18 protein-coding genes are annotated in these 20,009 nt (G+C 49.0%); 7 read left to right on the top strand and 11 right to left on the bottom strand.

Features of this window, described 5'->3' with window-relative positions:
• The first annotated feature begins 119 nt into the window (after positions 1–119).
• Positions 120–524: a MarR family winged helix-turn-helix transcriptional regulator gene (locus HMPREF3022_RS10470; RefSeq protein ID WP_049332004.1), complete on the top strand. Its 405-nt coding sequence runs from the start codon at positions 120–122 to the stop codon at positions 522–524.
• 65 nt (positions 525–589) lie between these two features.
• Here the strand turns inward: HMPREF3022_RS10470 and dnaJ are convergent, their stop codons facing one another.
• Positions 590–1,759 (bottom strand): molecular chaperone DnaJ, encoded by a 1,170-nt coding sequence (gene dnaJ, locus HMPREF3022_RS10465; RefSeq protein WP_070765610.1) that lies wholly within the window; start codon positions 1,757–1,759, stop codon positions 590–592.
• A 210-nt stretch (positions 1,760–1,969) separates the two neighbouring features.
• Here dnaJ and leuS point away from each other — a divergent pair, with 210 nt between their 5' ends.
• A complete protein-coding gene (gene leuS, locus HMPREF3022_RS10460) occupies positions 1,970–4,600 on the top strand; it encodes a leucine--tRNA ligase (RefSeq protein WP_070765609.1) in 2,631 nt (876 codons plus the stop codon).
• Between the two features lie 147 nt (positions 4,601–4,747).
• On the opposite strand, the gene merA is transcribed toward leuS, so the two are convergent.
• The 5 genes from merA to HMPREF3022_RS10435 form a co-directional block, all read right to left on the bottom strand.
• Entirely contained in the window at positions 4,748–6,388 is a 1,641-nt protein-coding gene (merA, locus tag HMPREF3022_RS10455) for a mercury(II) reductase (protein ID WP_070765608.1), read from the bottom strand.
• A 28-nt stretch (positions 6,389–6,416) separates the two neighbouring features.
• Positions 6,417–6,809, bottom strand: coding sequence for an Hg(II)-responsive transcriptional regulator (gene merR, locus HMPREF3022_RS10450; protein WP_001863748.1), 393 nt, complete (start codon positions 6,807–6,809; stop codon positions 6,417–6,419).
• A 197-nt stretch (positions 6,810–7,006) separates the two neighbouring features.
• The gene (locus HMPREF3022_RS10445) at positions 7,007–7,288 is read right to left on the bottom strand and encodes a helix-turn-helix domain-containing protein (protein ID WP_070765607.1); all 282 of its coding nucleotides are present in this window, start codon (positions 7,286–7,288) and stop codon (positions 7,007–7,009) included.
• 125 nt (positions 7,289–7,413) lie between these two features.
• Positions 7,414–10,029 (bottom strand): bifunctional acetaldehyde-CoA/alcohol dehydrogenase, encoded by a 2,616-nt coding sequence (gene adhE, locus HMPREF3022_RS10440; protein WP_070587983.1) that lies wholly within the window; start codon positions 10,027–10,029, stop codon positions 7,414–7,416.
• Positions 10,030–10,348: 319 nt separating this feature from the next.
• Positions 10,349–11,668 (bottom strand): MFS transporter, encoded by a 1,320-nt coding sequence (locus tag HMPREF3022_RS10435; RefSeq protein WP_070765606.1) that lies wholly within the window; start codon positions 11,666–11,668, stop codon positions 10,349–10,351.
• Between the two features lie 349 nt (positions 11,669–12,017).
• On the opposite strand from HMPREF3022_RS10435, the gene HMPREF3022_RS10430 reads away from it, so the two are divergent.
• Together HMPREF3022_RS10430 and HMPREF3022_RS10425 are read left to right on the top strand one after the other, a co-directional pair.
• Positions 12,018–13,391, top strand: a complete 1,374-nt coding sequence (locus tag HMPREF3022_RS10430) for a Na+/H+ antiporter family protein (RefSeq protein ID WP_049335972.1) — start codon at positions 12,018–12,020, stop codon at positions 13,389–13,391.
• A gap of 1 nt (position 13,392) precedes the next feature.
• Positions 13,393–13,620 carry a SlyX family protein gene (locus HMPREF3022_RS10425; RefSeq protein ID WP_004518924.1) on the top strand — a complete coding sequence of 76 codons (228 nt, stop codon included), beginning with the start codon at positions 13,393–13,395 and terminating at the stop codon, positions 13,618–13,620.
• Between the two features lie 102 nt (positions 13,621–13,722).
• On the opposite strand, the gene lysA is transcribed toward HMPREF3022_RS10425, so the two are convergent.
• Both lysA and HMPREF3022_RS10415 read right to left on the bottom strand, forming a co-directional pair.
• Complete coding sequence (lysA, locus tag HMPREF3022_RS10420) at positions 13,723–14,943, bottom strand: diaminopimelate decarboxylase (protein ID WP_070765605.1); 1,221 nt, start codon at positions 14,941–14,943, stop codon at positions 13,723–13,725.
• 17 nt (positions 14,944–14,960) lie between these two features.
• Positions 14,961–15,131, bottom strand: a complete 171-nt coding sequence (locus tag HMPREF3022_RS10415) for an LPS translocon maturation chaperone LptM (protein ID WP_070585219.1) — start codon at positions 15,129–15,131, stop codon at positions 14,961–14,963.
• A gap of 71 nt (positions 15,132–15,202) precedes the next feature.
• On the opposite strand from HMPREF3022_RS10415, the gene cyaY reads away from it, so the two are divergent.
• The 3 genes from cyaY (at position 15,203) to HMPREF3022_RS10400 (ending at position 17,877) form a co-directional block, all read left to right on the top strand.
• On the top strand, positions 15,203–15,526 hold the full coding sequence (cyaY, locus tag HMPREF3022_RS10410; RefSeq protein WP_049331980.1) for an iron donor protein CyaY: 324 nt from the start codon (positions 15,203–15,205) through the stop codon (positions 15,524–15,526).
• A 54-nt stretch (positions 15,527–15,580) separates the two neighbouring features.
• Complete coding sequence (gene luxS, locus HMPREF3022_RS10405) at positions 15,581–16,087, top strand: S-ribosylhomocysteine lyase (protein ID WP_049331982.1); 507 nt, start codon at positions 15,581–15,583, stop codon at positions 16,085–16,087.
• A 155-nt stretch (positions 16,088–16,242) separates the two neighbouring features.
• On the top strand, positions 16,243–17,877 hold the full coding sequence (locus HMPREF3022_RS10400) for a hypothetical protein (RefSeq protein WP_283119074.1): 1,635 nt from the start codon (positions 16,243–16,245) through the stop codon (positions 17,875–17,877).
• Between the two features lie 109 nt (positions 17,878–17,986).
• Here HMPREF3022_RS10400 and HMPREF3022_RS10395 read toward each other — a convergent pair whose 3' ends face one another.
• The 3 genes from HMPREF3022_RS10395 to HMPREF3022_RS10385 are packed head-to-tail and all read right to left on the bottom strand — an operon-like array spanning position 17,987 to position 20,003.
• Positions 17,987–18,676, bottom strand: coding sequence for a hypothetical protein (locus HMPREF3022_RS10395; protein ID WP_070765604.1), 690 nt, complete (start codon positions 18,674–18,676; stop codon positions 17,987–17,989).
• Positions 18,658–19,716: a beta-ketoacyl synthase N-terminal-like domain-containing protein gene (locus HMPREF3022_RS10390; RefSeq protein ID WP_049331986.1), complete on the bottom strand. Its 1,059-nt coding sequence runs from the start codon at positions 19,714–19,716 to the stop codon at positions 18,658–18,660. The genes HMPREF3022_RS10395 and HMPREF3022_RS10390 overlap by 19 nt, the downstream gene beginning before the upstream one ends.
• A complete protein-coding gene (locus tag HMPREF3022_RS10385) occupies positions 19,713–20,003 on the bottom strand; it encodes an acyl carrier protein (protein WP_003748215.1) in 291 nt (96 codons plus the stop codon). The genes HMPREF3022_RS10390 and HMPREF3022_RS10385 overlap by 4 nt, the downstream gene beginning before the upstream one ends.
• Positions 20,004–20,009 lie beyond the last annotated feature (6 nt).

Here is a 20,009-nt window from a genome sequence, read left to right as displayed (position 1 = left end):
AAGTATAGCTTGCTATTGATTAATATAGCAAGCTATACTTGCGCTATAATTCATAAAGATCTGTTTTAAAAGGAAACAAAGTGAACGACTCATTCAAAGACCAATCAGCCGGCTATTTGATGAACCATATTGCCCGCCAATTTGCCATTTTATTGAGCGAAGGCCTAAAACCACTGGGGATTGCGCCTGCACAATTTCCAATTTTGATCGAGCTATGGAATAAGGACGGCTTGAGCCAACAGGAATTAGTTGAGCGTGCCGATTTGAAGCAGGCAACGATTGCCAACACTCTGGCACGGATGGAGCGAGACGGATTGATTACACGGGAGCCTAATCCTGAAGATGCACGCAGCCGTTTGATTATGCTGACAGAACACGCGCGTGCTTTACAATCAAGCTCCACCGAAATTGCCAAAGCCATCAACCAAGAATCCTTGGCTGATCTGTCTGCAGACGAGCAGAAACTGTTTTTGGAAATGGCACAGAAAATTATATTGAAACAACAAAAGATGATAAAAGTCTGAAAAATATAAAAAAGGCCGTCTGAAACTCAATGTAAACAGGTTTCAGACGGCCTTTTTCACAACGATTAATTATCGGAGAACAAATCGCCTACTTTTTCGCCTACTTTTTCCCAAAACGATTTTTTGCGCGGGGTTTGGCTGAGATTGAGGCCGGAGGAAATTTTTTCAAATTCTTCCAGCAACTCTTTCTGACGGTCAGTCAGGTTAACCGGTGTTTCAACCAAAATGTGGCAGTACAAATCGCCGGTCGAGCTGGAACGCAGAGACTTGATGCCTTTACCTTTCACGCGCATACGGCGGCCGGTTTGCGTTTCTTTCGGAATGTGCAGTTTGACTTTGCCGTCCAAAGTCGGCACTTCGACTTCGCCGCCCAATGCAGCAATGGCAAAGCTGATCGGCAACTCGCAATGCAAGTCCAAGTCGTTGCGCTCGAAGATTTTGTGCTGTCTCACGCGGACATTAACATACAAATCGCCTGCCGGTGCGCCGTGTTGACCCGGCTCGCCCTCGCCGCTCAAGCGGATGCGTTGACCGTCGTCGATGCCTGCCGGAATGTTGACTTCAACCGTTTTGCTGGTTTTGGTGCGGCCTTCGCCACGGCATTTGACGCAAGGATCTTTGATTTCTTTGCCTGTACCGTGACAAGTCGGACAAGTCTGCTGCATTTGGAAAATGGCTTGGCGGACGTGTACCGTACCTGTGCCGTGACAGGTCGAACAAGTCGATGCAGATGTGCCCGGTTTGGCACCTGAGCCGTGGCAGACATCACATTCTTCGTAAGTCGGAATGTTGATGCGTTTTTTCACGCCTTTGGCGGCTTCTTCAAGCGAAATCTCTATGCCGACCTGCAAGTCCGCGCCGCTGTAATCCGGCTGACGGCTGCCTGCGCTGCCGCCACCGCCGAACATTTGGCTGAAAATATCGGAAAAATCGAAGCCTTGCGCACCACCGAATCCGCCTTGGCCGCCGAAACCGCCAAAGCCACCGAATCCGCCCGCACCTGCGCCCTGTTCAAACGCGGCATGGCCGTATTGGTCGTACATGGTACGTTTTTCCTTATCAGACAAGGTGTCATACGCTTTTTGGACTTCTTTGAATTTTTCTTCCGCTTCTTTATTGTCAGGATTGCGGTCGGGATGGTATTTCATTGCCAGCTTACGGTAGGCTTTTTTGATTTCATCATCGCTAGCGCTGCGGGCAACACCAAGGGTTTCGTAAAAATCTTTATTGCTCATAATTTTGATAGTGTTAAGAATGAATTCAAACTGGGTGGGATATGTGGGCGAGTATCAAAAACTCAAGTCAGTATTTTCAAGGCCGTCTGAAATTGTGCTTTTCCGACATCCAAACATTCAGACGGCCTTTGTCAAACCGACAGGCCCGACAACCTGCTATAATCCCATCTTTATTTTTTCCAACGTTTTCAAGCGAAAAACAGAATGACCATGCAAGAACATTACCAACCCGCCGCCATCGAGCCTGCGGCGCAGAAAAAATGGGACGACGCCCGTATTTTCAACGTCTCCGAAGACGCTTCCAAACCCAAATACTACTGCCTGTCCATGTTCCCCTATCCCAGCGGCAAGCTGCACATGGGGCATGTGCGCAACTACACCATCGGCGACGTATTAAGCCGCTTCAAACTCTTAAACGGCTTCAACGTCATGCAGCCTATGGGTTGGGACGCGTTCGGCATGCCGGCGGAAAACGCAGCGATGAAAAACAACGTCGCCCCTGCCGCATGGACTTACGACAACATCGAATACATGAAAACCCAGCTCAAAAGCCTGGGTTTTGCGATTGACTGGGAACGCGAAGTCGCCACCTGCAAACCCGAATACTACCGCTGGGAACAATGGCTGTTTACCAAGCTGTTTGAAAAAGGCATCGTCTATCGCAAAAACGGCACGGTAAACTGGGACCCCGTCGACCAAACCGTGCTTGCCAACGAGCAAGTTATCGACGGACGCGGCTGGCGTTCCGGCGCGTTGATCGAAAAACGCGAAATCCCGATGTATTACTTCAAAATCACGGATTACGCCGAAGAGCTGCTCAACGATTTGGACAAGCTGGAACACTGGCCAGAACAAGTCAAAACCATGCAACGCAACTGGATCGGCAAATCTCGCGGCATGACCGTGCGCTTCGCCGTTTCAGACGACAGCAAACAAGGCTTGGAAGGCGATTACGCGAAATTCCTGCAAGTTTATACCACCCGTCCCGACACGCTGATGGGCGCGACTTATGTTGCCGTTGCTGCCGAGCATCCGCTGGCAACCGCCGCAGCCGCCGACAAACCCGAATTGCAGGCATTTATCGCCGAATGTAAAGCCGGCTCGGTTGCCGAAGCCGATATGGCGACGATGGAGAAAAAAGGCGTGCCGACCGGCCGCTACGTCGTCAATCCGCTCAACGGCAACAAGCTGGAAGTGTGGATTGCCAACTATGTATTGTGGGGCTACGGCGACGGCGCAGTGATGGCTGTTCCGGCGCATGACGAACGCGATTTTGAGTTCGCCACCAAATACAATCTGCCGAAAAAACAAGTGATTGCCGTCGGCGACAACGCATTCGACGCAAACCAATGGCAAGAATGGTACGGCGACAAAGAAAACGGCGTATTGGTCAATAGCGGCGACTTGAACGGCATGAATTTTCAGACGGCCTTCGACGCCATCGCCGCCAAGCTGCAAAGCCAAGACGCAGGCGAACCGAAAACCCAATACCGCCTGCGCGACTGGGGCATTTCGCGCCAACGCTACTGGGGCTGCCCGATTCCCATCGTCCATTGCGAAAAATGCGGCGACGTACCCGTCCCTGCCGACCAACTGCCCGTCGTCTTGCCTGAAAACGTCGTACCCGACGGCATGGGTTCGCCGCTGGCAAAAATGCCCGAGTTTTACGAAACCACCTGCCCATGCTGCGGCGGCGCGGCGAAACGCGAAACCGATACCATGGACACCTTCATGGAATCAAGCTGGTATTTCTTCCGCTACATGTCGCCCAAGTTCGCAGAAGGCATGGTATCGGCTGAAGCCGCGAAATACTGGGGTGCGGTTGATCAATACATTGGCGGTATCGAACACGCAATTCTGCACCTCTTGTACGCGCGTTTCTTCACCAAACTGATGCGCGACGAAGGCTTGGTCAATGTTGACGAACCATTTGAACGCCTGCTCACGCAAGGCATGGTCGTCTGCGAAACCTACTACCGCGAAAACGCCAACGGCGGCAAAGACTGGATCAACCCTGCCGATGTCGAGCTGACTTTTGACGACAAAGGCCGCCCCGTTTCCGCCGTTCTCAAAGCCGATGGTCTGCCCGTTGTCATCAGCGGCACGGAAAAAATGTCCAAGTCCAAAAACAACGGCGTCGATCCGCAAGAGCTGATTAACGCCTACGGCGCGGACACTGCCCGCCTGTTCATGATGTTCGCCGCACCGCCCGAACAGTCCCTCGAATGGAGCGACAGCGGCGTCGAAGGCGCACACCGCTTCCTGCGTCGTCTGTGGCGTACCGTTTACGAATACTTGAAGCAAGGCGAAGCAGTCAAAGCGTTTGCAGGCAGTCAAGACGGTTTGTCTAAAGAACTCAAAGACCTGCGCCACAAACTGCATTCCACCATCGCCAAAGTCAGCGACGACTACGGTCGCCGTCAGCAGTTCAACACCGCCATCGCCGCCGTGATGGAACTGCTCAACCAATACGACAAAACCGACACCGGCAGCGAACAAGGCCGCGCCGTTGCCCAAGAAGTATTGGAAGCCGCCGTACGCCTGTTGTGGCCCATCGTGCCGCACATCTGCGAAACCCTGTGGAGCGAATTGAACGGCGTGAAACTGTGGGAAGCAGGCTGGCCAACAGTCGACGAAACCGCCTTGGTTAAATCCGAAATCGAAGTGATGGTTCAAGTCAACGGCAAACTGCGCGGCAAAATCACCGTCGCCGCCGACGCATCCAAAGCCGACCTCGAAGCCGCCGCCCTTGCCAACGAAGGTGCAGTAAAATTCATGGAAGGCAAGCCTGCGAAGAAAATCATCGTGGTGCCTGGCAGACTGGTGAACATCGTGGTGTAAAGTCTGATTCGGCATTGATTGCTGTAATAAGAAAGGTCGTCTGAAAACTTGGGAACAGGGTTTTCAGACGACTTTTTTAAGGTAGATAGAGTTGTCTACATTACAGACCTCAAATAACTTAAATCTCAAAATCCTAAAAAAGTTCCCTTAGCCTGCACAACAAGATAATTTCGAAATATCTTTATCGAACGTAAGTGCAACTAATTTTAGCCCTTCAGCCATTGTTAAATATGGTGCTAGGGTTTCTGTTAAATCTTCTATCGTTAAGCCAAATTTAACAGCTAATGATGCTGCATAGATGACATCTCCTGCATTTTCAGATACAATATGAACCCCTAATACTTTTAGTGTTTCTGCATCTGCTACTAGTTTAAATACACCGGTTGTTTCACGGTTTACAATTGCTCTTGGAACAGCATCTAAAGGTAATACAGATGTCTTCACATCATACCCTTTCTCTTTTGCTTGTTCTTCTGTTAAACCAACCGTTGCAACCGTCGGATTCGTAAACGTAACAGCAGGAACTACCGATAAATCTATTTTTTTGTTTAATCCACCAATAGCATTATCAGTAATAATTCCACCTTCATAGGCTGCTACATATACAAATTGTGGTCCTAAAGTCACATCTCCTGCTGCATAAATCTTTTCATTACTTGTTTGACCAAAATCATTGATCAGGATTTCATTATTTTTTCCAGTTTCAACACCTGCTGCACTTAAATTTAAAGAATCCGTATTTGGTTTTCTTCCAGTGGCAACAAGTAACTGATCTGATTCAATGACTTCTCTACTGCCATTTACTGTTACGTAAACCCTTTTTATCTCTCCACTTTGTTCAACACGCTCAAAAGTTGCCCCTTTGACAAGGTTTATACCCTGTTCAATTAACGCTTTTTCAACTGACTCTGAAATCTCAGGATCATACTCCTTTAAAAGTCGCTCACTTCTTTGCATAAGCGTTATTTCTGAACCTAAATGATGAAATAGTTGTCCAAGCTCCATTCCAATGTATCCTGAACCAATTACAGTTAATCGTTTTGGTATTTTCTTTAACTCAAGAAGTGTTGTACTAGTTAAATAGTCCATTTTTTCAAGTCCTGAAATTTGGGGCAACGAAGGCGATGCACCTGTTGCAATTAAAAAGCGTTTTGCAGATAACTTTGCCCCATTGACCTCAACCGTACTAGCATCAACGAATTTTGCTTCACCTTTAATTAAATCAAAATTATATTCATCAATTAAATCCATATATTTTTGATTCCGAAGTTCGCTCACCAATTTATCCTTTTGCGTGATTAAACTAGCTAAATCCACTTCTCCAGCGGATGTTTGTAAACCTATAAACGGATTGTCTTTTGATAAATGATTGATTTCCCCTGCCCTAAGAAGAGTTTTTGACGGAACACAGCCAATATTCACACAGGTTCCCCCAACCGTTCCACGCTCAATCATTCCAACTTTTGCACCGTATTCTATAGCTTTAATTGCCGAAGAAAAGGCAGCAGCACCAGAACCAATAATAAGAAGGTCATAATTGTCTTCATTAATTAACGCCACGTTTTCTAGTGATGATACTTCTTCAATTTCTCCGGCTTGGTAATTTGCTTCATCAATCGCCTTTATTGCACTTTCAACCTCAATATCATCGGGCAGTTCAAATACTGCTTTACCACGACGATAACTAGACTCAATATTTTTAGCACCTATCTTTTCAAGTGCTGATTCTACGTGTTTTTCACAACCCGTACATGTCATTCCTGAAATGTTTACCTTAAATTTATTCATAAAAAAGCTCCTTTCGTTAATTAATCTCTCATGTTAATGTTTCTATTATTGGACACGAATGTAATTGCTTTTCATCTGGACATCGTTGTTTTAAGTCGTCTAACATAGTTTCAATTCGTTTTAAATCCTCTATTTGTTTTTGCACTTCCTTTTGTTTTTTAGAAACAAATTCGAACATATCTTGACAACGAACTTCATCTTTATCTACAACACCAAGTAATTTATAAATCTCGCTTAAAGAGAAACCAAGTTCCTGTATTCGTTTAATAAACCCAACACGCTTAACGTCATCATATGAATATATCCGATAACCAGCTTCCGTTCGGTGAGGTTCTTGTAATAAATTTTTTCGCTCGTAATATCTGATCGTTTCTTTATTAACTCCACATTTATCTGCAAACTCACTAATGCGATAAATCATCTTATTTCACCCCCTGAATATTATAAACCATGTACCATAGTACACGGTCAAGTAAATTGGACTATTTTATTTTTTTCCCAAAGTATCACTCGTATGTGATTGATACTTTTATATAATACTATTGATTATCCTAACATCCCACCAGAAAATCCGATTTAAACACCAGTTGTTTTTAAACTATTAAGAAAGTAATTCCACTATATATTCCGAAGACCCAAAAAACCATACGAATCAGTTAGATTCATTATCACAGTTCCCGTCATTAACATAGCCCTTAAAAGTTCAGGCAAAGAAATATCTAATGCGCTAGCCAAACGAATAAGATTTAATAGGGCGGGGTTACGCTCTCCACGTTCTATCATTCCGATATAAGTCCGGTGCATATTCACTTTCTCAGCCAATGCTTCCTGACTTAAATCCTGGAGTTGTCTTAAATGACGAACATGCTTGCCAAATTGTTTTAAAATTTCTGATTTCATGATGACTATTCTTAATGTTTGCAAATTAAATTCCACATACAATAAGTATCAACTTTAGTTCTAATACGAAAGGCCGTCTGAAACCCTATATTCAGGTTTCAGACGGCCTTTTTAACTGCCCGATTTTATTCGCCGTAATAGGCTTTGGTCAGGATTTCTTCCATATCGGCCACCATAGCGAGGCGTGGGTTGGCCGGGGTGCATTGATCTTCAAAAGACATCATGGCCAGCTCTTTTCTGCCGTCGAGGAAGGTTTTCTCATCGATGCCCTGCTCTTTCAACGACATTTTGATGCCGACGTTGACTGCCAGCTCATGGCAGGCGCGGGCGAAGGATTCGACGCCTTCTGCCGGTGTGCTGCACGGCAGACCTAAGGTACGGGCGATTTCCTGATATTTCAGGTCGGCTTTGTAGTAGTTGTACTTCGGCCAAGTAGCGGTTTTCTGCGGACGCGTGCCGTTGTAGCGGATGACGTGCGGCAGCAGGATGGCGTTGGCACGACCGTGCGGAACGTGATATTTGCCGCCGATTTTGTGTGCCATCGAGTGGTTGATGCCCAAGAACGCATTGGCAAACGCCATGCCTGCGATGGTGGAGGCATTGTGCATATGCTCGCGCGCTTCTGGATCGGCCGCACCGTGTTTGTAGGAGCGTTCGAGGTATTGGAACACGAGCTTGATGGCTTGCAGGGCGAGTCCGTCTGTAAAGTCGTTCGCCAGTACGGAAACGTATGCTTCTACGGCATGGGTCAATACGTCCAAACCGGTATCGGCGGTTACGCCTGCCGGAACTGTCATGGTAAAAGCAGGATCGACAATCGAAATGGTCGGTGTCAGTGAGTAGTCGGCAATCGGATATTTTTTGTCGCCGTCGCTAATGACGGTAAACGGCGTCACTTCGGAGCCTGTACCCGACGTGGTAGGAATGCCGATAAATTTGGCTTTGCGGCCCAATTCAGGGAAACGGAATGCGCGTTTGCGGATATCCATGAATTTTTGCACCAAGTCTTCAAAATCGACTTGCGGCTGCTCGTAGAAGAGCCACATGGCTTTGGCCGCGTCCATCGGCGAGCCGCCACCCAGTGCGATAATGGTGTCCGGCTGGAAGCTGCGCATCAAATCGGTGCCTTTATAGACGGTTTGGACGCTCGGATCGGCTTCGACATCGGTAAACAGCTGGATGGTCACTTTGTTTTTGCGTTGATGCAGTTGGTGGGTGATTTTATCGACAAAGCCCAGATCAACCATCGAACGGTCGGTCACAATCATGACTTTTTCGCAGTCTTTCATGTCTTGCAGATATTGAATGGAATCGCGTTCAAAATAGATTTTGGCGGGCACTTTGAACCATTGCATGTTGTTTCTCCGACGGCCTACTTTTTTGATGTTTAACAGATTGACTGCGCTGACGTTGCCGCCGACGGCGTTTTTACCGTAAGAGCCGCAACCGAGGGTCAGAGAAGGCAGGAAGGCGTTGTACACGTCGCCGATGCCGCCGAAGGTGGAAGGCGAATTCCAAATCACGCGCAGGGCTTTGACGCGTGAGCCGAACGTTTTGACCAATTCTTCGTCGGCGGTATGGATGGCGGCGGAGTGTCCCAAGCCGTCAAAGGCAACCATTTCTTCGGCAAACTTCAAACCTTGTTCGGTCGAATCCGCCTTAATCATGGCCAAAACAGGCGAAAGTTTTTCGCGGGTCAGCGGCTCATTCGGGCCGACTTCGCGGCATTCGGCGATGATGATGTTGGTTTTTTCAGGTACTTTAAACCCAGCCTGCTCGGCAATCCATGCCGCCGGTTTGCCCACTACCGCAGAATTGAGTTTCGCACCGCCGCAGCTGGCGCAATTCGCCGTTACGCCGAAGATAAACTCTTCGAGCATGGCTTTTTCTTTTTTGTTGGCAAAGTACACGCCGTAAGATTTGAATTCTTCGGCCAACTCTTTGTAAATCTCTTTATCGGCAATCACCGCTTGCTCGCTGGCGCACACCATGCCGTTGTCAAAAGATTTCGACATCACAATATCGTGTGCCACCTGTTTGATGTCCGCCGTTTTTTCAACATAAGCAGGTACGTTGCCCGCCCCGACGCCGAGCGCAGGTTTGCCACAAGAATACGCGGCTTCCACCATCGCATTGCCGCCGGTCGCCAAAATCGTTGCCACGCCCGGATGCTTCATCAGCGCGGAAGTGCCTTCCATAGACGGCTTTTCAATCCACTGGATACAGTTTTCCGGCGCACCGGCCGCAATCGCCGCATCGCGCACAATACGCGCTGCATGGGCGGAACACTGCTGGGCGGACGGGTGGAACGAGAAAATAATCGGATTGCGGGTTTTCAGCGCAATGAGGGATTTGAAAATGGTGGTGGAAGTCGGATTGGTTGTCGGCACAATACCGCAAACCACGCCGACCGGATCGGCAATTTCAGTAATACCGGTTACATCGTTTTCGCTGATGACGCCCACGGTTTTCAAATCACGCAGGCGGCGCACAACGTTTTCGCAGGCAAACAGGTTTTTCGTCGCCTTATCCTCGAACACGCCGCGTCCTGTTTCTTCCACCGCGTGCATGGCGAGTACACCATGTTTGTCCAGCGCAGCGATAGAGGCTTTGGCTACAATAAAATCAATCTGCTCCTGATCCAACTTAAGAAACTCATCCAACGCGCGCAAACCCTTTTCAACCAGGCTGTTTACCTCGGCTACGGCTGGGCTGACGACGTTGTCGGCTGATGCATTCATGGTGTATCTCCTTAATAAAAGGTGGCAATAAGGTCAATAAATTTTCACTACGATAACTATAGGTAATTTAGTTACATTTTGCTTTGACCTACATCACAAACCATGATTGAACTTTTCAGACGGCCATTTTATCGTTTATTCATTTTAATTCTTTGAAGTATAATATTTTTATCTACACAAAAACAAAGACGGTTATTCTTCGTCGCTTTCCTCGATAATTAAGATAAAAACAGAAAATCGATGTATTAAAATTACAAACGTAAATGAAAAAGGCCGTCTGAAAATATTTTTTCAGACGGCCTTTGTTTATATATGCCTTTTATTGGCTGATGTCTTCCAGCGTACGGCCTTTGGTTTCTTCACCCAATACCAAGATTACCGCCACAATCAGCAGCATAACCAGCGCAAACATCATAAAGATATTGCCGAAGCCACCGCTGTTGCCCACCATCGCCGCCACTACCATGGGCGCGAGTATGCCGCCGACGCGGCCGATGGCGCCTGCCCAGCCGGATGCGAAGGCACGGAAGCGCAAGGGGTAGAGTTCGGGGGTGTAGGTGTACAAAACGCCCCATGCGCCCAAGTTGAAGAAGGACATCAGGCTGCCCCAAACCATGACTTCGGCTGCAGTGGTGCTTTGCCCGAAAAACCATGCGCACACGGCGCAAGCGGCCAAAAAGCCTGCCAGCGTTGCTTTGCGGCCGATTCTCTCCACCAAAGCCGCGGCGGCAATATAGCCGGGCAGTTGTGCAACAATCATCACCAGCACATATTCAAAAGTTTTGACCACGGTATTGCCCTGCTCGACCAGCAGTTTGGGCAACCAAGTGAAAATGCCGTAATACGAAAACACGATGCCGAACCAAACCAGCCACAACATCAGCGTGCGCCGTGCAAACGGATGTTGCCAAAGTTGGAAGAAGCGGATGCGTTCGCGCGGGACGGCCGGTGCGGCAATGGCTTCTGTCGGCGGCGTTATGCCTGATTGGATTTCCAGCGCGGATACCAAATGATGAGCTTCATCGGTTTTGCCGCGGGAAAGCAGGTAAGGCACGGATTCGGGAACAAATTTCAACACCAACGGCACATAAAACAGGGGCAAGGCGCCGAATAAAAACGCGCTATGCCAGCCGGTTTGCGGAATAAAGAAATAAGATACCAGCGCGGCCAAGAGCCAGCCCAAGCCCCAAAAGCTTTCCAGCAAAACAATAAAACGGCCGCGTACTTTCGGCGGCGCATATTCGCTGACCAGCGACACGGCGACGGGCAGTTGACCTCCCAAGCCGACGCCGACAAAAAAGCGGCACACCAGCAAAACCGTCAAATCAGGCGCAAGCGCGCACAAACCTGTGGCAATGCTGTACACCACCATCGTGCCGGCAAAAACGGTTTTCCGTCCGAACCTGTCCGCCAGCCAGCCGCTAAATACCGCGCCCAAAGCCATGCCGACAAAGGCAATGCTGACAATCCAGCCTAACTGCGCCGGAGCCAACGCCCAATCTTTGCCCAAAGCAGGCAATACAAACGACACCAAGCCTGTATCCATGGCATCAAACAGCCAACCTATGCCGACCAAGACCAGAAGTTTGTAATGAAATCGGGAAGGCGGCAGATTGTGCAGCCGTGTCAGAATATCCATAGTTTCTTTCCTTTGTTTGCGTATTATTGAATTGGGTTTTATCAATAAATGCTTTAATTTCAGTAACAAACCTAAAACCAAGACATTGTATCGATTTTAACATTGGTACCATATGCAAAGAATAGGAAGCGCGTGTTTTTTAGATATTTTTATCGCCAGAACCGCACGCCCTATTAAAACTCTGAATAAGGGTTAACGGCAGGCCGTCTGAAACCGATGCTCCGGGTTTCAGACGGCCTGCCGTTTTTTGCAAAGGCTTCATGCTTGGGTTATGATGTTTATTTGTAATATGTAAACAGATGATTGCCTGTTTTTACATAACAGGCCGTCTGAAACAACGGAGAACGATATGAATGCGGTTGTAATTGCGGTCATCATCATGCTTGTGCTGTCTTTATCGCGCGTGCATGTGGTGCTCAGCTTGGCTGTCGGCGCGTTTGTCGGCGGCTTGGTGGCCGGTATGCCTTTGGAAAATGTAACCAACGCGGCCGGCGATGTGGTGCAGCAAGGGATTATTCCTGTTTTTAACGAAGGCCTGAAAGGCGGGGCGCAAATCGCGCTGTCTTATGCCATGCTCGGCGCGTTTGCCATGGCCATCACGCATTCCGGCCTGCCGCAACAGCTCGCCGGCGTGATTATCCGCAAACTCAACGGCGGTGAAGGCAATGCGAAAGGCGAAGGCGCGGTCAAATGGCTGCTGCTGGCGATTATTTTGTGCATGGGCGTGATGAGCCAAAACGTTGTGCCGATTCATATCGCGTTTATCCCGATGATTATTCCGCCGCTGCTGTTGGTATTCAACCGTTTGAAACTCGACCGCCGCTTGGTGGCCTGCGTGATTACGTTTGGTTTGGTAACGACTTATATGTTTCTGCCTTACGGTTTTGGCGCCATCTTCTTGAACGACATCATGTTGGGCAATATCCGCTCGGCAGGCATGGACACCAGCGGCATCAATGTGATGCATGCAATGGCGATTCCGGCTTTGGGCATGGTGTCCGGCTTGCTGCTGGCCTTTTTGCACTACCGCAAGCCGCGCATTTATCAAAACAATACCACTGACACGGAAGACAACCGCGCAGCAGTGCAACAACAAGAGCCTTCAACCTATCGCAGCTTGGTGGCGGCCGTGGCGATTGCCGTGTGTTTTGCCATTCAGCTTTCGTACGATGGTTCGCTGGTATTGGGCGCGATGTTGGGCTTTGCCGTGTTTATGATGTTGGGCGTGATGAACCGCTCCGCCGCCAGCGATGTGTTCGGCGAAGGCATCAAAATGATGGCGATGGTCGGCTTTATTATGATTGCGGCGCAAGGTTTTGCCGCCGTCATGAACGCGACCGGCGAGATTCAGCCTTTGGTCGAACACAGCATGGCTTTGTTCGGAAGCAATAAAGGCATGGCCGCCTTTACCATGCTGTTTGTCGGCCTGCTGGTAACCATGGGCATCGGCTCGTCTTTCTCCACCTTGCCGATTATTACCGCGATTTATGTGCCTTTGTGCATCAGCTTGGGCTTCTCCCCAATGGCTACCGTGGCCATCGTCGGCACGGCAGGCGCGCTGGGCGATGCGGGTTCCCCCGCTTCCGACTCGACACTCGGTCCGACCATGGGTTTGAATGCCGACGGTCAGCACGACCACATCCGCGATTCGGTTATCCCGACCTTTATCCACTACAATATCCCGCTGATGGTTGCAGGCTGGATTGCCGCGATGGTGCTGTAATATGAGCGATATTCAGGAATTGGAACACCGCGTCACCGAGCTGGAAATTCAGACGGCCTTGCAGGAAGATTTAATCGGCAGCCTGAACGACACCATCGCCAAGATGCAACAGGCTTTGGATTTGCAACAAGGTCAGTTGCGGCTTCTGTATCAACGGATGCAGGACAAAGGCGCAAACGGCGAACGCGAACCGTACAGCCTGCGCGACGAGATTCCGCCGCATTATTGATAAACTAAAAAAGGGCATGTTTGATACATGCCCTTTTCTTTCATAGCAAAGGCCGTCTGAAAGTCAATCAAGCTTTCAGACGGCCTTTTAAACAATCAAACCTTACAAACAAGCCAATTCGTTGGCCATTTGCTGCTCGACGGTTTCACGTTGGCGGATAAGTTTGTATCCGCTGCCGTCAACCAATACTTCCGCCGCACGGTTGCGCGTGTTGTAGTTACTCGCCATGCTTGAGCCATACGCACCGGCGCTGCGGATAAGCAGCAAATCCCCTTCTTCGCAGGCGATGGTGCGGTCTTTGCCGAGGAAGTCGCCGGTTTCGCAAATCGGGCCGACGATATTGGCCGTCAGAGGCTCAATGTCTTTGGTTTCGACCGCTTCGATGTGATGATAGGCATCATAAAGCGCCGGACGCATCAAATCGTTCATCGCCGCATCGACCATCACAAAGTTTTTCTCTTCGCCATGTTTGACAAATTCAACGCGCGTCAACAACGCACCTGCATTGCCGACCAAACTGCGGCCTGGCTCGAGAACCAATTTCAGATGGCGTGTACCCATCAGTTTTTGAACGGCTTGAGCATACGCGCCCAAATCAGGCACATTTTCGTCTTGATAAACAATGCCGACACCGCCGCCCAAGTCCAAGTGTTCCAACACAATGCCTTCGTCTGCCAGTTGGTCAACCAAGGCCAAAATACGTTCGCAGGCTTCGACAAGCGGGCTGAGGTCGGTCAGTTGCGAGCCGATATGGCAGTCGATACCGACGATTTTCAAATGGCTTTGTCGGGAAGCATGACGATAGGCCTCAAGCGCATCGGCATAGGCAATACCAAATTTGTTTGCTTTCAGGCCGGTGGAGATATAAGGATGGGTTTTGGCATCGACATCAGGATTGACGCGCAGGGAAACCGGAGCGACTTTACCCAAGCGCGCGGCAACTTTCTGAATACGGTCGATTTCGGGAATGCTTTCCATATTGAAGCATTTCACGCCTGCATTCAGCGCAAATTCAATTTCTGCCTCACTCTTGCCCACACCAGAAAAAATCGTTTTCGCCGCATCGCCGCCGGCCGCCAAAACACGCGCCAACTCGCCGCCGGACACAATGTCAAAACCGCTCCCCAAAGAAGCAAAGTGTTTGATGATGCTCAGGTTGCCATTCGCTTTAACCGCGTAGCAGACAAGCGGATTTAAAGCGGAAAACGCGGTTTGGTAGTTTTCAAATGCCTCGGTCAGCACAGATTTGCTGTACACATAAAGCGGCGTACCAAACTCTTCAGCAAGGTGTGTATAAGGTAGTTGTTCGCAGAATAAGGTCATGTTTGTGAAATCTTTTTTTAATCGTTGGTTTGAGTGGTCGGCTCTTTAGCCGTATCGAATTTCAAGCCGGTCTGAATCACGCCGAAGCGCGCCTTGTCGCCTTCTTTGGGCAGATAGAGGTCGCCTTTGTAGCCGCAGGCAGAAAGCAGCAGAACCGTTGCCGCTGCAAAAAATACGCCGTATTTCATCAGTAAAACTTTCTTCATCATTACGAATGTGGCAAGATTCGGTATCTTAAACAAAAACCACACAAAAAGCCATGATGACCGAAAGCGAATTCATCCGCCTGAGCGAAGAATTGTTTGAACACATTGAAGATCAAATCGATGAAAACGGCTGGGATTTCGACTGCCAGTTTGCTGGAAACGTGCTGACCATCGAAGCCGAAGACGGCACGCAAATCATCGTTAACCGCCACACGCCCAACCAAGAATTGTGGATTGCTGCCAAAAGCGGCGGCTACCATTTCGCCGAGCAAAACGGCAAATGGCTGGCAACACGCGACAGCCGCGATTTCTACGACGTTTTAAACGAAGCACTGAGTGAGGCTTCGGGCGAAGCAGTTGAGATTGCGGAATTGTGATTCAGTCTTCAAATATCCCTAGCTAAAAATCTATTTACCTCAAAGGACACCCAAATGCCTCTACTAGACAGTTTCAAAGTCGACCACACCCGTATGCACGCCCCTGCCGTACGCGTGGCAAAAACCATGACCACGCCCAAAGGCGACACTATTACCGTGTTTGACCTGCGTTTTTGCATTCCCAACAAAGAAATCCTGCCTGAAAAAGGCATTCACACGCTGGAACACCTGTTCGCAGGCTTTATGCGCGACCACTTAAACGGCAACGGCGTTGAAATCATCGACATTTCCCCGATGGGTTGCCGCACCGGTTTCTACATGAGCCTCATCGGCACGCCCGACGAGCAGCAGGTCGCCGATGCATGGCTCGCTTCGATGCAGGATGTTTTGACCGTTCAAGACCAAAGCAAAATCCCCGAGCTGAACGAATACCAATGCGGTACCTATATGATGCACTCACTTGCCGAAGCACACGAAATCGCCCAAAACGTTTTGGCACGCAAAGTAGCCGTCAATAAAAACGAAGAGCTGACATTGGACGAAAGCCTGTTAAACGCTTAATACGCTATGACAGCAAAGGCCGTCTGAAACTTTAGTATGACAAGTTTCAGACGGCCTAAGACCTTTTATTCTAATTTTCAACCTTTCAGCCACAGTTTTACACCGCCTAAAAATAAGTTGGCGGATGCTGACAGTGTACATAGTATAATTACACTTTGAACAAACAACCTGATTCTATTGCCTTTATGAAACCGTTTTTCTGCAAAACCGCCATTGCCATCAGCCTGACCCTCCCCGCCGCCGCCAACGCTGCCGAGTATGTCTGCAATGTTGAAGGCATTACTGTTTATGCTTCATACCAGATCAATGACGACTGTCGCATAGTTAAAACAAACAATGTAACAGAAAACAGCGTCGTTGCGATTCCAGGCGACACTCCGGTTTTAAAAACGGTACAAACAACAGAATTTAAAGCATCTGCCACTGACTACATTCATGCTTCTCAAGCAATGCCTGCGGTACAAACCCCAGTCGTTGTTGCTCGAAATGAATACGGTATTCCGGCACCTATTTCCATTCCGATGGCACAAACTCGACAAGCTGTGCCTGCAAATAAAACCATTGCAGACAGCGCAATCGTTTCCAACAATACGCCTGCTTTGGAAACATCACCCGTTGCAAAACCTGAAAACTATGTTGTCGATACTGCTGTCCACAACACAACTCCTGTCGTACAAACGCAGACGACTGCCGTTCAAGAGGACAACACTATTGTTCCTCCAATGCTCGCCGCACAAACCCAACCTACCATTGCGGCCAACAAAGCCATTGCAGACAGCGTAATCGTTCCCAACAATACGCCTACTCTGGAAGTGCCGCCCGCAATAAAAGCTGAAGACTATGTTGCCGATACTACTGTCCGCAATACAACTCCTGTTGTACAAACTCAGTCTAGTGCAACCCAAACAGAAAACAGTATTGTTCCTGTCATGCTTGCCGCACAAGCCCAACCTACTGCTTCTACCGAGAAAACAGTTTCAGACGGCCTTGCTATTATTAATGAAACACCAGCTGTTCAACCTGTTGTGCCTGCAATCCAAATCCCACAAGAGATTATTCAGAACTCGACAGCTCAGCCGCAAACTTCAACTAGCCAAAATAGCCATGCAGTAACAACTCAAGATGAAGCGCTCGATAAAACACCAGCCAAAGCTGAGACTAAGCGCAAAGGCAAAACTTATGCCAAAACATCTTCTCGACGCAAAGCTAAGTTTAGCCGTAGCAAAACCGATAAGTCTGCCGTTGTCCGCGCATCTGAGGAACAAGCAGCCAAACCTATTGCCACCGCTTCAACCGAACCAAGCACGCCGGCAACTGCCACTCCGGTAGAGCATGGCAAAACCACTGTCCCAACACCTTTTCCACAAGCATACAAACCGGCAGCCGATATTTTGCTGGATAAAGGAAATAGCGACAGCGATATCAAAATCCTGCCAAATGTACCGATTACAAGCGTAACCAACACAGCTGAAGCTGCCAATCCGCGCATCAATATTACCCTGCGCAACCGGCAGAACAAATCACGCAGTTCTTCATACAGCAAATACAAAGCCCCTGTGATCCGCACCACCCCTGTGGTTACGCCGGCACCTAAGCCAAGTCCTAAGGAAACCCGCAAACAAATATTGCAGACCGAAGTACGCAACGAACAGGCCGCTATTACCCGCCTTCAAACCCAGCTGAATGCGGCCAAACAAAAAGGCGACCAAATTAAAATCCAACAGCTGACCCGCACCATCAACGCCCGTAAAGCAAATATCCGCGCTATTCAAGGCGAGATGTCTCGTTGATTGGTTTTGGATACAAAAAGGCCGTCTGAAAATATTTCAGACGGCCTTTTTAATGGTGCAAACCTTATTTATTCAAAAGACAAATACTTTCTCTAAAATCATTTGCCGATCACGCCAAAGTACATTTCTTTACAACCCCACCCTCGTGCGCCATTACTTCTTCTATCCAATCAGCGATACTTTGCCAATAATATCGCGGCTTTTCAGACGTCCTATCAGCCTGCACCCCTTCATAATTCAATATAACGGGAACGCCCTGTTCTACACCAGCTTCAAGCAAAATCCAAATACTACCCTCATGGGTATCGGTATGGGCTGCTTGATGTTCATATGCCCAGCCAACCGCAGCTTGTCCGCCATTTTGCAAAGACTGCATCGCCAGAGATAATGGATGAAAGCAGGTATCCACATTGTTGTCAGCAGCTACGACCAAAGTTGCACCATGCGTGCCTAACGCTTGCGCGGCATGAAAAACGGGGGAGTTGTGCAGGTTGGCAATGAAGTCAAACGGCATCGCGGCGTGATGGTTCAGCACATTGTCTGCCATTTTTTCAAACACGGATGGCGAAGAAAACGGCGTACCGAGAAAAACGGTGCAATCAGGGCGGATTTCGCTTTGTTCCTTCAGTTGCCCTGCGCCAAGCGCGGCAATCAAACTCAAGCGGCTAAGACGGCGAGTGTCTATACTGCTTTGCTGCTTTAAGGTTTGTTTGAGGATTTTACCGCCGGTACCGGCGTCAGTATCAAAACGCACGGTGGCGGTAATACGGATATTAGGATTTACGGTTGCCATTGCCATACCAAAGATGTGTTGCTGCCGCCAAAACCAAACTGATTGGCCAAACAGAAAAAGCCACCTTTTTGTGAAGCTGCGCACTCGGAAAAACGAATTTCTCGCCCCTGATAATCGCTGCTTCCACCTTGTTTTAAAGCGGATAAAAGCAGGGCTGTTTCAAGTGCTGCCGTTGCGCCAAGCGTGTGTCCGATTTGCGGCTTGAACGCCATCAAAGGCGGCAGTGTACCGAATATATTTTCCAGTGCGGCCAATTCGGCGGCATCGCTGTCAGCCGTGCCGATGCCGTGTGTTTTAACAGCTGCAATGCTTTCAGGAGCGATGCCTGCAACATCCAAAGCGCATCGCATCACTTGCTCCTGCGCTTGGCCATCACTTTGAATCAGGTCATTACCTGTATTGGCGGCGTGTCCGATAAGTTTCAGACGGCCTGAAGAAGATTCAGGAGCAGCGGAAGATAAGGCAAGCGCGGCAACACCTTCGCCTAAAATCAAACCGTTTCCGCCAAAAGGCTGATAGTGTTCGGCCAGCAAACCCAAACTGTGAAAATGCAGCAAAGTCAGCCGGTTGAGGTTTTCAATACCAAGCACAAAGGCGCGCTCCGCCCCGCCGCACAAACAATTATCCGCCTGAATCAGCGCATGGGCAGATGAAGTGCAGGCAGTAGCGAAACTGAAAATCTGCTGATTGCCGCTGCGCCGGCGCAAATCTTCGGCGAGATAAAGCAGATTGTGTTCTTCTACCGCCCTATTGCCCGCAAAATAGCAGTTTTCATATTCGGAGATGGAATAGGAACTTGAACCGATAAACACCGGCGCATCATGCCAGCTTTCAGACGGCCAGCCTGCATTTTCGGCAGCTTGTCGCAAATGTTGTTCGGCAATATCCGCAAATTCCTTCCGCCCCAAACTGTCACCGGCAAATGCACGAAAATAAGCAGCCTGCTGCGGCTGGTTTAAAAACGTATAAGACACCGCATCAGGCCGTCTGAAATCCGTTTGCGGATTCAAGGCAGACGTGGCCGCCGTACCGCAAACCCAACTCACGCGCCATGCTCCGCACGGATAAACGCCGCCAAATCGCGTACGCACATCATATGTTTTCGCACCATCCGATCGCCCTGCAGGCGCACTTGGAAATACTGTTGCAAAGCAACGCTGATTTGCAGCGCATCAAGCGAATCCAAACCAACCGGACTGTCATCACCAAACAAAAGTGCATCGTCGGTGAAATCATCCATATCCACATCGTCGGCCTTGTCGGCTTCTTGCACGATTAACTTTTTCAATTCCGCCTCCAGCTCGTGCTCGGCCAGTGTAAAGGTGTAAGACATTTTTTA

This window comes from Neisseria sp. HMSC065C04, from assembly GCF_001815375.1.
GTDB classification, from domain to species: domain Bacteria; phylum Pseudomonadota; class Gammaproteobacteria; order Burkholderiales; family Neisseriaceae; genus Neisseria; species Neisseria flavescens_D.
This window is presented reverse-complemented; position numbering and strand designations above follow the sequence as displayed.

What these genes read in the sequence shown, in the direction of transcription:
- HMPREF3022_RS10430 (WP_049335972.1), top strand. Translation starts at nt 12,018, where the DNA reads ATGAATGCGGTTGTAATTGCGGTCATCATCATGCTTGTGCTGTCTTTA.
- HMPREF3022_RS10470 (WP_049332004.1), top strand. Translation starts at nt 120, where the DNA reads ATGAACCATATTGCCCGCCAATTTGCCATTTTATTGAGCGAAGGCCTA.
- cyaY (WP_049331980.1), top strand. Translation starts at nt 15,203, where the DNA reads ATGATGACCGAAAGCGAATTCATCCGCCTGAGCGAAGAATTGTTTGAA.
- HMPREF3022_RS10385 (WP_003748215.1), bottom strand. Translation starts at nt 20,003, where the DNA reads ATGTCTTACACCTTTACACTGGCCGAGCACGAGCTGGAGGCGGAATTG.
- adhE (WP_070587983.1), bottom strand. Translation starts at nt 10,029, where the DNA reads ATGAATGCATCAGCCGACAACGTCGTCAGCCCAGCCGTAGCCGAGGTA.
- lysA (WP_070765605.1), bottom strand. Translation starts at nt 14,943, where the DNA reads ATGACCTTATTCTGCGAACAACTACCTTATACACACCTTGCTGAAGAG.
- HMPREF3022_RS10445 (WP_070765607.1), bottom strand. Translation starts at nt 7,288, where the DNA reads ATGAAATCAGAAATTTTAAAACAATTTGGCAAGCATGTTCGTCATTTA.
- merA (WP_070765608.1), bottom strand. Translation starts at nt 6,388, where the DNA reads ATGAATAAATTTAAGGTAAACATTTCAGGAATGACATGTACGGGTTGT.
- HMPREF3022_RS10435 (WP_070765606.1), bottom strand. Translation starts at nt 11,668, where the DNA reads ATGGATATTCTGACACGGCTGCACAATCTGCCGCCTTCCCGATTTCAT.
- dnaJ (WP_070765610.1), bottom strand. Translation starts at nt 1,759, where the DNA reads ATGAGCAATAAAGATTTTTACGAAACCCTTGGTGTTGCCCGCAGCGCT.
- HMPREF3022_RS10415 (WP_070585219.1), bottom strand. Translation starts at nt 15,131, where the DNA reads ATGAAATACGGCGTATTTTTTGCAGCGGCAACGGTTCTGCTGCTTTCT.
- HMPREF3022_RS10395 (WP_070765604.1), bottom strand. Translation starts at nt 18,676, where the DNA reads ATGGCAATGGCAACCGTAAATCCTAATATCCGTATTACCGCCACCGTG.
- HMPREF3022_RS10425 (WP_004518924.1), top strand. Translation starts at nt 13,393, where the DNA reads ATGAGCGATATTCAGGAATTGGAACACCGCGTCACCGAGCTGGAAATT.
- luxS (WP_049331982.1), top strand. Translation starts at nt 15,581, where the DNA reads ATGCCTCTACTAGACAGTTTCAAAGTCGACCACACCCGTATGCACGCC.
- leuS (WP_070765609.1), top strand. Translation starts at nt 1,970, where the DNA reads ATGCAAGAACATTACCAACCCGCCGCCATCGAGCCTGCGGCGCAGAAA.
- merR (WP_001863748.1), bottom strand. Translation starts at nt 6,809, where the DNA reads ATGATTTATCGCATTAGTGAGTTTGCAGATAAATGTGGAGTTAATAAA.